The organism is Duganella hordei (assembly GCF_040369125.1).
Lineage (GTDB): Bacteria > Pseudomonadota > Gammaproteobacteria > Burkholderiales > Burkholderiaceae_D > Rugamonas > Rugamonas hordei.
Genome location: NZ_BPWI01000002.1, coordinates 192,275 through 205,403 on the forward strand (window position 1 = coordinate 192,275; position 13,129 = coordinate 205,403).

Sequence of the window (13,129 nt, forward strand, 5' to 3'; positions counted from 1 at the left end):
GCGCTTGCTCCCGTCATGACTGCGCGGCGAGCTGGGTAATGGTCACCGGCGGCAGCTTGGCCAGTTCGCAGCGGTACGGCGCGGTGTCCTTGCTCGGGTTCTTGTACTTGTTCGGACCGTCGGCGTTGAGCACGTCCACGCCGTCCTGGATGCAGATGCGCTGGTCGGCCGGCAGCACGCCCTTGACCATCAGCTTGGTGTCCACGTAGCCGTCCCACAGCACGTCGGGCAGGTGGCCGCTCAAGCCGTACATGGCGATCTTCAGCGCCTTCAGGTCGAGACCGTCGGGCGAATCGCCGCCGCCCTTGAAGCGGTTGCCGTACACGTAGATCGCCTTCGGATACGGATCGTAGCCGGCGGCCACGCCTTTTTCGGTGTAGTAGCCGGTCGAGTGGTAGCTGGAGATGATGACGTTGGCGGTCTGGTTATCGGTGACGTCGTTGTCGAAGATCTCCACTTTCGAATTGGAGTTGATGACGATGCCCGAACCGGCCGGCACGCTGGCCACCGCCGTGCCGCGCGCGGCGAAGTTGCCCAGGTTGTTCTTCTCGACCTTGTTCTGGTACACGCGGGTGCTGTGGCCCGGTTGCGACAGGTTGGGCATGTTGAACACCAGGATGCCGCCGGTGTTGTTGGTGGCGACGTTGTCGTAGACGTCGGCGTTGATGGTGTTCTCGATCTCGATGCCGGCCACGTTCTGCTCGGCGCGCGAACGGCGCACGACCACGCCGTTGGACTGGCCGACGTAGATGCCGGCGTCGGACGCGGCGATCGCCACGCAGTCCTCGATCAGCACGTTTCTGGTCTTGACCGGGTAGATGCCGTAGGCGCCGTTGCTGACCTTGGAGCCGCCGGTCCATTGCACCTTGACCTTGCGGATGGTGATGTTGTCGCCGTCGTTGATCTTCAGGCCGTCGCCCTTGGAATCCTCGATGGTCAGGCCTTCGATGGTGAAGTTGCTGGCGTAGACCAGCATGCCTTCCGGTCCGGTGATCTGGCCCTTGAACGAGAGGATGGTCTTGTCCATGCCGGCGCCGCGTATCGTCACGCCGTTGCCGCGCAGGGTCAGGCCGCTGGTCAGTCGGTAGGTGCCGGCGGGGATCTCGACCACGCTGCCGGGCTTGGCGTCCAGCAATTGCTCTTGCAGTTTTTTCTGGAAGGCCGCGTCAGCGCTGGCCGTTTCGGCGGACACCGGTGCTTCGGACTTGCTGCAGGCGCCCAACAACACGCCGATGGAACCGCAAAGTGCGACTGCGCGTATAGCCTTGTACATGTTGTCCCCTGATTTTTTTATTGGTCAATGTAGCGTGCCTGGCAACGTTGAGTATAGCAGCATGTTTTCGGCCGCAACGGCGTATCATGGCCCTTGTCGCGCCATGTGGCGCGGCAGCGACGGAAAGGAAAAAGATGACGAATCGCCGAATATTTATTCTCAACACCTGCGCCGGCCTGGCCGCCGCGACGCTGGGCTGCATGGCGTGGGCCGACGACCGCGTGGCGCTCAAGGAGGACGAGCCGCAGGCGAAAGAGTTCAACTACTTGATTGACGCCGGCAAGGTGGACCGGCACAAATTCCCCGAGTTCAAACCCGGCGACCAATGCAGCAAATGCCAGATCTACGAGGATGGCCCGAACGGCATGGGCGGCTGTCCCATCTTCGCCGGCAAGCTGGTGGCGGCCGGCGGCTGGTGCAGCTCGTTCGGGTGACATGGATTACGCTGCTTTCAAAGCTGTCGCCTGGCGCTTCCCGCGGTGGAAGAGTCGACCTCGTACGGCACGCCGGCGCTGAAGGTCAAAGGCAAGCTGATGGCGCGGCTGAAGGAGGATGGCGAGTCGGTCGCGGTGCGCGCCACGTGGGAAGAGCGCGAACGCCTGCTGACGATAGCGCCGGAAACCTACTACATCACAGACCATTGCCGCGAACATCCGTGGGTCCTGCTGCGCCTGCCGCAGGCGCACCGCGACGGTGTGGCGGTGCTGCTGGCGAATGCATGGCTGATGGCGGCGCCGAAGTCGGTGCTTAAGCTGCATGGCGCCAGTGTTGAAGCTGGTATGTTGTGATCACAATCAAGCGACAGCGAGCCAGTGGCGTATCATCGTATCGTACGATGGTAGACTGATATTCTTCAGGGAGCTCATCATGAAAAACGATTTGCTACAGCAAGTGAGCGAGTTGACGGTAGAAGATCAGCTTGCTTTGGTAGAGGCAATCTGGGATGGCATTGTTCGCAGCGGTGCTGTACCCGAGCCGACCGATGCGCAAAAAGCCGAACTGGATAAGTTGTTAGCGGAACACGAGGCAAATCCGGGTGACGTTCTGACCTGGGATGAAGTTGAGGCCGCAGCTCACGTCCGCATGCGTCAATGACGCTTCCAATCATATTCTCTCAAGCGGTGAGCGGCCATGTCGCGGAAGCGGCTCGATGGTGCGAGCAAAAGCGTCAGGGATTGGGCGCAGAGTTCCTGGCTGAAGTTAAACTGATGCGCAGGCTGGCCAGGCAGCCTATTTTCCCTTGTATATGCCGGCCTCCAGTATCACATCGTCCACGCGTATGAAATAGGTGGCCTTGCGTTCAATTTCGCCGGTGCTGGGATTGTTGTAGCGGTAGTCAATCCAGCCTGCGCCCGTCTTTGCCGCGATATCCAGGATGTCTTTGCGGTAGTATTTTCCGTCTGCATCGGGCAGCGTCACCATGTTCTTGCCGATCACGCGCGGGTTGATTGGATGGGCTAAAGTCGTGCCGTCAGTGGCGCGCATGGCGAGATAAATATTGCCATTTATGAAGATCGGATTTTTGTGATTGATCTCGTCAATCAGCGCAGCTTTGCCGTGCTTCTTCATGTAGCTCACCCCTTTTTCCACCAGGGCTTTGGCATCGGCCGGATTGTCCGCGGCATTTGCGGCGCCGGCGGTGAATGCAAAAGCACTGACAAGCAACAACGATTTCAATAAGGTTTTCATGACGGAGCTTCCTGGTATGGAGAGGGGACGGCGGCACCGCGATGGCGCCGCCGTGTTCAGCTTAGAAAATGTGACGAATGCCTGCGTTGAGCAACTTGTCGGTCTTGCCTGCGGCGACAACCTTGTACAGCGCAGCCGCGTCGTTGCGTAGTTCGCCGATGCTGGTGTACAGGGTGGTACGCTTGGACAAGTCGTGGCGATAGCCTATGGCGTATTGGTTCGCGCCGCCGTTGACCAGAATGCGGTCTGTTTTGCGTATCCAGGAAACGATGACTGTGCCGGCTTCACTAACCGGGATGCGTGCGCCGACCAAGGCATCACGCTGGCTCAGCAATTTGGCGCTGCCCAGTACCACGCCGTCTTCTCTGGCGTAGGAAACAAATGCTTTAACCGGACCCAAGTTGTAATTGCCGCCAATCAGGGCCATGCGTGTGGCCGCGGTATCGTTGGCGTTGCGGATATTCTGGTACGTGGCAACAACGTCCAGCGCCCCAACTGTGTAGCCGGTCCAACCTGCCAGCACGCGGCTGGCCGCGTTGTTGCCGGGTACCTCGCCTACACCGTATTGGAATTCTCCGCGAACTTTACCTACCGCGTAGCTATAGCTCACTACGTTATCGGTACGGCTGCCGTTGTAGCTGAACAGACGGGAAGAGTCACCCGCCATCCCGATGGCGAAGGGGTCCCAGCTGGTGAGCGTGGTGTAGACCGGATTGTTCTGGCGCCCCAGTTTCAGCGTTCCGTATTTGCCGCTCAGTCCGACAAAAGACAGGCGGTTAAAAAGCCTGGCGGGGTCCGCCTGGGCGCCGGTGTCGCCGGTGAATCCGTTCTCCAGTTGGAAGATGACGGACAAGCCCGCACCCAAGTCCTCGCTGCCCTTGAAGCCCAGGCGGCTACCATTGAGAACGCCCGCATCCATGCGCGTGACGCCGGCAGTGCCATTGTTGTCGCGTACGAGATCGAGGTCGATGACGCCATAGACGGTCACTTGGGATTGCGCCTGCGCCTGGGCGGCCGATGCGGCTAGCAGGGCAATTGCAATGTCTCTTATTTTCATGGTTTGCTCTTTCAAGGGTATGCTCAAGTAACCGCTCAAGCGATCGGAACAACGGGAAGGCCGCTGCTGTCAGTTGCCGCTACCGTGGAGTTGTGCCGGCTGGAGCTTCGCGTGCGTCCAGGCATTCACAGTAGTTCTGAAGCAAGTATAGAAAGCAGCTTGTGCAGAGCGTTGCCGATAGGGCACCGGTTGGTGCTATTTGCTCAAGCGGATTGAAGTCGGCGTGGTGGCGCCCAAATCTGGTGCAAAGGGGCCGGTGAAAAGCGAAAATATTGACGCCGACGGGCGTGTGGTCTCAGCGGACGGCCGGTGGGCGTCGCAATTACGAGACAGCTGTGGAACGGGGGATGCGGAAGATCAGGTTGGGACCGCTGCGGCAAGTGATGCTGCCGGTGTCGGGGTCGCCTCGGTCAGGCCGTCCCAAATGGTACGCGCCCAATGATTGGCGGTGCTGTCGCGCCGGCGGTACAGCGCGATATCGAAACGGACTCTTACGCTGCTGTCGCCGACGACGAGCAGGCGGCCACGCTGGATTTCCTCTCTGACCAAGCGTTCGGGTAGCCACGCCAGCCCGATTCCACGAATCGCCATTTCCAATATCGAGTCGTAGGAATCGCACTGGTAAACCATGTGCAGGGCAATCTTTCGGGGGAGCTCGGCCATATGCTTGGCCAATATGCCCCGCAGCGTGAGGGAGCTTGAAAATGCCAGCCAGGGCGTTGGGGAAGTGCTGGAATACGAGAGTTGATAGCGGGCGGCGCCGCGCGCATCCGGCGCGCTGACCGGTAACATAATTTCCGTTGCCAGAAGCTGAGACTCGTAGCGGCGGGCGTCAATTAACAGTCTGGTGACGGGGCTGGAATAGGTGATGAGCAAGTCCACATCGCCTGCCGCCAATCTTGCGATGGCTTCCTGGGAGCCGCTCGTCACGACGCTCACCGGGAGCGTGCCGAAACGATGGCAGATCCCTTGGTACCATTCTGGAAAATAAGTGCGCGACAAGGTGCGGCCGGTGGCGATACGGAGCGGTGTTTCGGACAGGCTTGAGCGCTCTTGTAATTGCCCACGAGCTGAATGTAGAACGTTTAAGGTATAAGTAGCCGCTTCAAGGAATAAGACCCCTGCTGGCGTCAGCGCAGCAGGCTGCTTTCGCTCCACCAGCGCAGCGCCAACCCATAATTCCAGGGCCCTGATGCGGCGTCCGAACGCAGGGTGCGTAACGCAGCGCAGTTCCGCCGCACGGGCAAAGCTCCGGGTCCGGGCGAGTTCGACAAAATCCTCAAGCCATGCGAGTTGCATTTTCCATCCTTTGCCTTGAGAGGGGCGCCCAGGGGAGTTCCCGGAATTTTCGTTTCACTTTGGCAAGTCAGTATAGTGCCGGCTCGCGGCGATAGGCAAGCGCGTCTTATTCCTGCGACGGTTTAGTCGTGGGAAAGCAACCGGCCCAGGCGCGCCACGGCGATGCCCGGTGCGAGCTGGCGCAAGGAAGGCTGAACGATAATGCAGTTGTCGTGGGGAGTGACGACATCCATGCCGCTGTCGCAGGCGATCACGGTTCCAGCCTTGGTGATGACTTCCATGCCGGTGTAGGGGGCCGCAAATTCGAATGCCATCGATTTGGCTACTACTGCCTGAGTGATTTGGATGATGTATTGATCGCCGGCGCTGGCATCATCGCCATCTCCAAGGAACTGAGCGATATCAAGCATGTTCACCACGCCGCTTTGCAGCAAGAACCGGCACGCGCTATCCAGCGCGACCTGGCTGCTGCGGCGCGAGAAATGTTGTCCTGTTTCGATCAGCAGCGCGTTCGCCGGATGATGCGGATTGCCGAAGCGACCATAGTCGCGCAGCCTGGTACCGTTGGCGTGCCCTGTATCAATGATCAGGTGCTGGGGCATCTCATAACCAATGGCGAGCTCCAGTCCCTTTGCCAGCGGACCGCACATCATCAGCGGCGGCGCCTCTTCATGCATCGAGTGTATGTCCAGCAGTAGATCCACGCTGTCGATAAGTGGCCGCAGCTCGCGTGCGCGGCGCAACTCGATGCTGTCGCGTGTGCCGTCCAGCCAGGCTGGATGCCAAACCCGGTTCAAGTCTTCGTCGACAAAGCGGTTCGCATCCGGATAACGCGGATCGAAGCGCTCGTAGGCCTCGACGTTGGCGAAGCCCAGGCTGAGGCGGCCCGCGATCGGCCGCACGCCGCTGGCCAGCAGCGTATCGACCGCGATTGCGCCGCTCACTTCATTGCCGTGATTGAGTGCGAGCACCATGACATGCGGGCCTGCCACATGGCTGTCGAACGTATGGATGTAATCGATGCCCCCGCTGTCGCGCCAGCGGCGTATGTTGGGGAATTCGACCTCGATTGGATAGGGTGCCAGGCTGGCATGTGGGTGATGCATATTGGTCATGTGTGATTGCTCCAGTAAGATGCAGCAGCCGACGTTCCGGCGTCGACTGCGGTATGAGGACAGTCCGGTGCTTATCGATGCGACACGGGGGCGCCGCCGGTTCGCCGGCCCAGTAAAACAAGCGCGGTAATACTTATTGCGACGGTGGACATGACGTAAAAACTGGGCGCGGTTTTGTTGTGCAGGGTGTCGATCAGTACCGTGACGATCAGCGGGGCAAACCCGCCGAACAGGGTCGCCGTGAAGTTGTAGCTGAGCGCCAGCCCCGTGCCACGTGTACTGGTGGGGAAGATATCCGCCAGGAGTGCCGGAATCGGTGCCAGGCAGGCCGCCAATAACAGTCCCACCAAGGCTTGCACGAGCATGAGGGTGGTGACGGTAGGCCAGGCCGACAGCAGGAAGAACAACGGGAAACTGGTGGTGCCGATCAGGATGAGCGCTACCATCATGACGCGAAGCCGGCCGAGGCGGTCGGACAGGTTGCCTACCACCGGCGCCGCGAACATCAGCACCGCGCCGGTGACCACCGCGCCCAGGAAGGACGAGCTGGCCGGCAGATGCAGCTGCTTGATGGCATAGGTCGGCATGTACACTTTATGGACATAGTTGAACGCCGTTGCCGCCGCAAAGACCCCGCCGCCCAGCAGCATGTTGCGCCAGTCATTGGTGAATACTTCACGCAGCGGTGATTTCTGCTTTTGCGCCTCCCCCAGTTTTTTGAAATCGGCGGTCTCGTCGATATGGCGACGAATGTACAGACCCACGGGGCCGATCAGCAGACCGATGGCAAACGCTACGCGCCAACCCCAGGCGCTCACTTGCGCGTCGGTGAGATTCGCGCTCAGGAGGGCGCTGACCCCGGCGGCCATCACGGTTGCCAGACCCTGCGTCGACATTTGCCAACTGGCGAAAAAACCTCGTCGTTTGGCGTCGGCGTGTTCAACCATGAATGCGGTTGCGGCGCCGAATTCGCCGCCCGTCGAGAAGCCCTGCAACATCCGTGCTAAAACGATGATGATCGGCGCCGCGATGCCGATCTGCGCATAGCTGGGCACGAAGGCGATCATGGCCGTGCCCAGCATCATCAACGCGATGGAGGCGGTCAGCGATGCCTTCCGTCCAACCCGGTCGGCGTAGCTGCCAAGTATGATCGCGCCCAGCGGACGCGTAACGAAGGAAATGCCGAACGATGCGATACTCAGCAATAAGGAGGTGGCTTCATCGTCCGCCGGGAAGAAGAGCTTGCCAATTACGATCGCAAAATAGCCATAGATCAACAAGTCATAGAATTCAAGCGCGTTGCCTATGCTGGCCGCACAAATTTCTCGCCACGGGTTTTTTCTCGAACGCGTCGCTGCACTGATTCCCTCCACGGGAAGTTCGATTGCCGGTGTTTGAGCATGAGTTCCCATGCGTACCTCTCCTTATGATTGTTTGTATTTACTGTGGGCACAGGGTGATGCGCTTGTGCTTCTGGAAGATCTCGATCCAAATTCCAGTGTATATGCGCATCCAATGTCGAAAACTGCTCTTTTGGCACCGATTATTGCCTTATACGATGTCGAGGTCGTCCGGCTTGGCACTGTTGTGATGTCGTCAGCACGCGGACACGGAGCTTGCTGCCCGGTTGTTGGCGATGAAGTTGGCGGGGCTTGATGGAGTAGAGAGACGTCAGCGCCCCGCGCGGAACGCCATATGCGCTACGGATGGGCTGAGCGAGGCGTGATTTACTTCCTGGCGATCAGCAGCCCGAAGATGACGCCTATCGTGGCGCCGAGGGTGACGGCTTTCCATGGGTTGTCATGCACGTAGACGTTGGCCGATTCGGCCGCGCCGCGGCCGCGGGCGATGACGCTGTCCTCCAGCTTGCGCAGGTCGGCCCTGGCGGTGCGCAGCGAGTCGTCGAAACGGGCGCGGGCTTCGGAGGCGACGGCGCTTGCCTGGCCGGCGGTGTCCTGCAGCCATTTCTCCGCTTCGCCGATGGTGCTTTTCAATTCGTCCATCAGCTTGTCGCGCGCTGTGTTGCTGGCGGCCTGGCTGTCGGAGATGGCTTTACCGTTCTGTTGAGTCTGATCCATGATGACCTCGTCTAGGTGGCTGGTGGCTGGGGGATAATCAGTGTAGACAGCGGGGCCCGCGCCGTCTTGCGGTGGCTCAATCGTGCAAGCCTGTCATCGTGCTATCGCAGCGCGTAGTCGAGCGCGACGCCGGCGAACACCGCCGCGCCCAGCCAGTTGTTGTGGCGGAAGGCGTAGAAGCAGGGATCCCGTTCGCGGCCGCGTATCAGCGTGTAGTGATAGCAGGCGATGCCGGCCGCCACCGCCACGCCGCCGGCAAACCACACGCCCATACCCAGCTGCCAGCCGCACGCCAGCAGCAAGCCCAGATGCACGGCGTAGCACAGCATCACCGCCGCCACGTCGTAGCGGCCGAAGGTGATGGCCGAGGTCTTGATGCCGATCTTCAGGTCGTCGTCGCGGTCGACCATCGCGTACTCGGTGTCGTAGGCCACGGCCCAGAACACGTTGCCCAGCAACAGCACCCAGGCCACCACCGGCACCGCGCCCTGCAGCGCGGCAAACGCCATCGGGATGCCGAAGCCGAAGGCGATGCCCAGGTAGGCTTGCGGGATGGCGAAGAAACGCTTGAAGTAAGGATAGGTGCCGGCGATGATGACGGCGGCCACCGACAACTGCCTGGTCAGCGCGTTCAGAGGCAGGATCAGGCAGAACGACAGCAGGGCCAGCGTGGCGGCGATCGCCAGCGCTTCCTTGCCGCTGACGCGACCGCTGGTGATCGGCCGCTGCGCGGTGCGCTTGACGAACTTGTCGATATCCTGGTCGGCGTAGTCGTTCATCGCGCAGCCGGCGGAACGCATCAGCAGCGTGCCGAGCGCGAAGATGCCGACGACGGTCCAGTCCGGCTTACCGTCGGAGGCCAGCCACAGCGCGCACAGCGTCGGCCACAGCAGCAGCAGCGTGCCGATAGGTTTGTCCAGCCGCACGAGGCGGAAATACAGCTCCAGCTTGTTCATGGATGACGTCGTTCGTAGGGAAAGATGGGATTATCGCAAATCCCGCGCCCGCCGGTGCGGCGGCGCCGTCATCCGGCGCTGAGCGGGGTGACGCCGGGCAGGTTGCAGGCGGCGACCACTTCGCACACGGCGTCGATGGCGGACTTGCGGGTGAAGCTTTTGCGCCACACGATGACCACCCGGCGCGACGGCTCCGGCAGGTCGAAGGGACGGAAGCGCAGCATGCCGTCGTCGCTGTCCATGTCCGGCACCGAGGCGCGCGGCAGCACGGTCAGGCCGATGCCGCTGGCGACCATGTGGCGGATGGTTTCCAGCGACGAGCCCTCGAAGGTGCGCTGCATGCCGTTGCCGGGTGCAGAGAAACGGGCCATCTCGGGACATACTTCCAGTACCTGGTCGCGGAAGCAGTGTCCGTTACCAAGCAGCAGCATGTTTTCGGTCTTGAGGTCGTCGGCGGGGATGCTCTTGCGCTTGGTCCACGGATGCTGGGCCGGCATCGCGACCACGAACGGCTCGTCGTACAGCGCCTGCAGCGCCATGCCGTGCTCCGGCAGCGGCAGCGCCATGATGGCCGCGTCCAGTTCGCCCTGGCGCAGCATTTCCAGCAGGCGCACGGTGAAGTTCTCCTGCAGGATCAGCGGCATCTGCGGCACTTTGTCTATCATGCCCTTGACCAGCGGCGGCAGCAGGTAGGGGCCGATGGTGTAGATCACGCCCAGGCGCAGCGGTCCGGCCAGCGGATCCTTGTTCTGTTTGGCGAGTTCCTTGATGGCGGCGGTCTGTTCCAGCACGCGCTCGGCCTGGGCGACGATTTGCGCGCCCAGCGGGGTGACGGAGATTTCGGCGCCGCCCCGTTCAAACAGGACCACGCCCAGTTCATCTTCCAGTTTCTTGATGGCGACCGAAAGCGTAGGCTGTGCAACATAGCAAGCTTCGGCCGCGTGTCCGAAGTGTTTCGCTCGTGCAACAGCAACGATGTATTTCAGTTCGGTCAGTGTCATGAAATGTATTTGAACACAGGCGATGCTGGGATGCAATAATTAGAAAAGCTATTGTAGCGGAATGCTGCCGATATAATGCGGCGTAACCATCGAAAGGCAAGTATGTCCTCCACATTTGGTCCAGAAGAGGCGCAGGCCTACCTGCACAAGCTGCTGAAGGTGATGCACCACACCGGCGGTTCGGATTTGTTCATTTCCGCGGATTTCCCTCCCAGCATGAAGTCGCAGGGGGCGATGAAGCCGCTGAGCCAGCAAAAGCTGACCGGCTCCGTGACCCGCGCGCTGGCCCTGTCGATCATGAACGACAAGCAGAAGCGCGAGTTCGAGGCTGAGCTGGAATGCAACTTTGCCATTTCGCTGCCGGACGTCTGCCGCTTCCGCGTCAATGTCTTCGTGCAGCAGCAGAACGTGGCGATGGTGATACGGACCATCGCATCGGAAATACCGAACTTCGAAAAGCTGGACCTGCCCGAGGTGCTGAAGGAAGTCATCATGACCAAGCGCGGGCTGGTGCTGGTGGTCGGCGGCACCGGCTCCGGCAAGTCCACCACCCTGGCGGCGATGATCGACTACCGCAACGCCAATTCGGCCGGCCACATCATCACGGTGGAGGATCCGGTCGAGTACGTGCACAAGAACAAGGGCTGCCTGATCACGCACCGCGAGGTGGGCGTCGACACGCTGTCGTGGCACAACGCGCTGAAGAACACCCTGCGCCAGGCGCCGGACGTGATCCTGATCGGCGAGATCCGCGACACCGAGACCATGGAGCACGCGATCGCGTTTGCCGAGACCGGCCACCTGTGCCTGGGCACGCTGCATGCGAACAACTCCAACCAGACCATGGACCGCATCATCAACTTCTTCCCGGAAGAGCGGCGCAACCAGCTGCTGATGGATCTGTCGTCCAACCTGCGCGCCATCGTGTCGCAGCGGCTGGTGCGCACCGAGGACGGCAAGGGCCGCAAGGCCGCCATTGAAATCCTGCTCAACACGCCGACCATCGCCGAGATGATCTTCAAGGGGAACTTCCAGGCGATCAAGGAAATCATGCACAAGTCGCGCGAGCTGGGCATGTGCACCTTCGACCAGGCGCTGTACGAACTTTATAATAAGGGCTACATCGCTTACGAAGAGGCGATCCGCAACGCCGACTCGGCCAACGGCCTGCGCCTGCAGATCAAGCTGCGCGGCGACCGCAAGGAACCCGGCGACAACAGTCCGTCCGCCGGCGCCGACTCGCTCAGCATGCAGATCGACGAAGAGCCGGACGAAGAAGAATCCAAGTAGAAAAGAAACCTGATGCCTCAATTTGAAACCAAGCTCTGCACCCGTGAACAACTGGCCGCCCGCGTGGCCGCGCTGCCCAAGCCGGTGGTGCTGACCAACGGCGTGTTCGATATCCTGCACCGCGGCCATGTGACCTACCTGGCGCAGGCGCGCGCGCTGGGCGCCTCGCTGGTGGTGGCGGCCAACACCGACGCCTCCGTCAAGCGGCTGGGCAAGGGCGACGACCGTCCGCTCAACACCTGCGCCGACCGCATGGCGGTGCTGGCCGCGCTGGAGTCGGTCAGCCTGGTGGTCGATTTCGACGAGGACACCGCGCTGGAAGTGGTGCAGCAGGCGCGTCCGGAAATCTACGCCAAGGGCGGTGACTACCAGATGGATGCGATCCCGGAAGGCCAGGCCGTGCTGGCCTACGGCGGCCAGGCCATCGCCATCGATTTCGAGCATGACCGCTCGACCACCAAGCTGCTGACCAAGGTGCGCGCCCAGCGTCCTTAGGTTCCTCATGCGCATCCTGCTCTCCGCCTTCGCCGCGCTGGTTTTTCTCGGCGTGCTGTGGGGCCCCTCGTTTGCCGTCGCGCTCAAGTTCTGGCGGCGCGGCGACGCGCGCGCCTTTCGCCAGCTGCGCTTCCTCTGTCCGGCCCAGCTGATCGCGACAGTGTCGCTGGCGTTCGCGGCCGACCTGCTGGGCTTGCGCAACCCGGCCGCGCTGGTGGCCGCCAGCACCGTCTGCACGAGTCTGCTTGGCGCCGCCGCGCTCGCTTTATGGCTGTCGTTTTCGAGTCGTGCGCGGGCTGACAGGTCCTGAAAAAACTCCTAGACTGAATGCCGCACAGGTATCCGGGGAGGAGACATCATGGAACTGCATCTGCAATCACATCATTGGCAGGCGCGCCTGCCGGACTGGGCCGCCGCTGCGGTGGCGGGCTTCGGCGCCGGCGGCGTGCTGATGCTGCTCGAGCCGATCTGGCTGGCCGCGACCGGCAGCGACGATCCCTGGCTGGCGACCCACATGATCGCCGCGCTGGTGATGGGTTGGGACGCGCTGCAGGGCAGCGGCTACAGTCTCGGCGTCACCGTCGCCGCGCTGCTGGTGCACTACTCGCTGGGCGTAGCGTTCGGTGTCGTGCTGGCCGCCATCATCGCGCCGTTCCGTCTTGATTCCAGCATGGGCCTGGCGCTGGCCGCCGGCGCCGTGTTCGGATTGCTGCTCTATGCGCTGAACTTTTATGGCATGGCCGCGGTCTATACATGGTTCGTAGCGCTGCGAGGGTGGCCGACGGCCATTGCCCATGTCATTTTCGGCATGGCCGCAGCCTTCATTTATCTCAAGCTGGAACGGCCGAGCCGGCCGCGCTAGCTTCAGGAAGAGGC

At 61.5% G+C, this 13,129-nt stretch carries 17 protein-coding genes; 8 read left to right on the top strand and 9 right to left on the bottom strand.

The genetic code is table 11. The annotated features are described in order from the left end of the window. Window positions 1–13: 13 nt before the first annotated feature. Window positions 14–1,273, bottom strand: coding sequence for a parallel beta-helix domain-containing protein (locus tag ABWW33_RS05065; RefSeq protein ID WP_353399615.1), 1,260 nt, complete (start codon window positions 1,271–1,273; stop codon window positions 14–16). A 134-nt stretch (window positions 1,274–1,407) separates the two neighbouring features. Between ABWW33_RS05065 and ABWW33_RS05070 the strand changes: the two genes are divergently transcribed. The 3 genes from ABWW33_RS05070 to ABWW33_RS05080 all read left to right on the top strand — a co-directional run bounded on the left by ABWW33_RS05070 (window position 1,408) and on the right by ABWW33_RS05080 (window position 2,368). Further along, entirely contained in the window at window positions 1,408–1,707 is a 300-nt protein-coding gene (locus ABWW33_RS05070; protein WP_176654718.1) for a high-potential iron-sulfur protein, read from the top strand. 30 nt (window positions 1,708–1,737) lie between these two features. After that, window positions 1,738–2,061, top strand: a complete 324-nt coding sequence (locus ABWW33_RS05075) for an MmcQ/YjbR family DNA-binding protein (protein WP_353400694.1) — start codon at window positions 1,738–1,740, stop codon at window positions 2,059–2,061. A gap of 79 nt (window positions 2,062–2,140) precedes the next feature. Then, the gene (locus ABWW33_RS05080; protein ID WP_353399619.1) at window positions 2,141–2,368 is read left to right on the top strand and encodes an addiction module protein; all 228 of its coding nucleotides are present in this window, start codon (window positions 2,141–2,143) and stop codon (window positions 2,366–2,368) included. Between the two features lie 135 nt (window positions 2,369–2,503). Here the strand turns inward: ABWW33_RS05080 and ABWW33_RS05085 are convergent, their stop codons facing one another. The 5 genes from ABWW33_RS05085 to ABWW33_RS05105 all read right to left on the bottom strand — a co-directional run bounded on the left by ABWW33_RS05085 (window position 2,504) and on the right by ABWW33_RS05105 (window position 7,845). Next, window positions 2,504–2,962, bottom strand: coding sequence for a cache domain-containing protein (locus tag ABWW33_RS05085; RefSeq protein ID WP_353399622.1), 459 nt, complete (start codon window positions 2,960–2,962; stop codon window positions 2,504–2,506). A gap of 61 nt (window positions 2,963–3,023) precedes the next feature. Then, window positions 3,024–4,034, bottom strand: a complete 1,011-nt coding sequence (locus ABWW33_RS05090) for a porin (protein ID WP_353399625.1) — start codon at window positions 4,032–4,034, stop codon at window positions 3,024–3,026. 342 nt (window positions 4,035–4,376) lie between these two features. Next, window positions 4,377–5,318, bottom strand: a complete 942-nt coding sequence (locus tag ABWW33_RS05095; protein ID WP_353399628.1) for a LysR family transcriptional regulator — start codon at window positions 5,316–5,318, stop codon at window positions 4,377–4,379. A 122-nt stretch (window positions 5,319–5,440) separates the two neighbouring features. Next, the gene (locus tag ABWW33_RS05100) at window positions 5,441–6,433 is read right to left on the bottom strand and encodes a M14 family metallopeptidase (RefSeq protein WP_353399631.1); all 993 of its coding nucleotides are present in this window, start codon (window positions 6,431–6,433) and stop codon (window positions 5,441–5,443) included. Between the two features lie 71 nt (window positions 6,434–6,504). Beyond that, entirely contained in the window at window positions 6,505–7,845 is a 1,341-nt protein-coding gene (locus ABWW33_RS05105; protein WP_353399633.1) for an MFS transporter, read from the bottom strand. On the opposite strand from ABWW33_RS05105, the gene ABWW33_RS05110 reads away from it, so the two are divergent. Then, window positions 7,844–8,089, top strand: a complete 246-nt coding sequence (locus tag ABWW33_RS05110; protein ID WP_353399636.1) for a hypothetical protein — start codon at window positions 7,844–7,846, stop codon at window positions 8,087–8,089. The genes ABWW33_RS05105 and ABWW33_RS05110 overlap by 2 nt on opposite strands. A gap of 71 nt (window positions 8,090–8,160) precedes the next feature. On the opposite strand, the gene ABWW33_RS05115 is transcribed toward ABWW33_RS05110, so the two are convergent. The 3 genes from ABWW33_RS05115 to ABWW33_RS05125 all read right to left on the bottom strand — a co-directional run bounded on the left by ABWW33_RS05115 (window position 8,161) and on the right by ABWW33_RS05125 (window position 10,468). Then, window positions 8,161–8,511, bottom strand: a complete 351-nt coding sequence (locus ABWW33_RS05115; RefSeq protein WP_176654714.1) for an ElaB/YgaM/YqjD family protein — start codon at window positions 8,509–8,511, stop codon at window positions 8,161–8,163. Between the two features lie 101 nt (window positions 8,512–8,612). Further along, window positions 8,613–9,467: a 4-hydroxybenzoate octaprenyltransferase gene (gene ubiA / locus ABWW33_RS05120; RefSeq protein WP_353399639.1), complete on the bottom strand. Its 855-nt coding sequence runs from the start codon at window positions 9,465–9,467 to the stop codon at window positions 8,613–8,615. Between the two features lie 68 nt (window positions 9,468–9,535). After that, a complete protein-coding gene (locus ABWW33_RS05125) occupies window positions 9,536–10,468 on the bottom strand; it encodes a hydrogen peroxide-inducible genes activator (RefSeq protein ID WP_353399642.1) in 933 nt (310 codons plus the stop codon). A gap of 102 nt (window positions 10,469–10,570) precedes the next feature. On the opposite strand from ABWW33_RS05125, the gene ABWW33_RS05130 reads away from it, so the two are divergent. From ABWW33_RS05130 to ABWW33_RS05145, 4 genes are read left to right on the top strand one after another with little or no spacing between them, the layout of a single operon-like run. Continuing rightward, complete coding sequence (locus ABWW33_RS05130; protein WP_176654711.1) at window positions 10,571–11,758, top strand: PilT/PilU family type 4a pilus ATPase; 1,188 nt, start codon at window positions 10,571–10,573, stop codon at window positions 11,756–11,758. A gap of 12 nt (window positions 11,759–11,770) precedes the next feature. Next, window positions 11,771–12,253, top strand: coding sequence for a D-glycero-beta-D-manno-heptose 1-phosphate adenylyltransferase (rfaE2, locus tag ABWW33_RS05135; RefSeq protein WP_176654710.1), 483 nt, complete (start codon window positions 11,771–11,773; stop codon window positions 12,251–12,253). Between the two features lie 7 nt (window positions 12,254–12,260). Next, window positions 12,261–12,563, top strand: a complete 303-nt coding sequence (locus tag ABWW33_RS05140; protein WP_353399646.1) for a hypothetical protein — start codon at window positions 12,261–12,263, stop codon at window positions 12,561–12,563. Window positions 12,564–12,611: 48 nt separating this feature from the next. Then, complete coding sequence (locus ABWW33_RS05145; RefSeq protein ID WP_176654708.1) at window positions 12,612–13,115, top strand: hypothetical protein; 504 nt, start codon at window positions 12,612–12,614, stop codon at window positions 13,113–13,115. The last annotated feature ends 14 nt before the right edge of the window (window positions 13,116–13,129 follow it).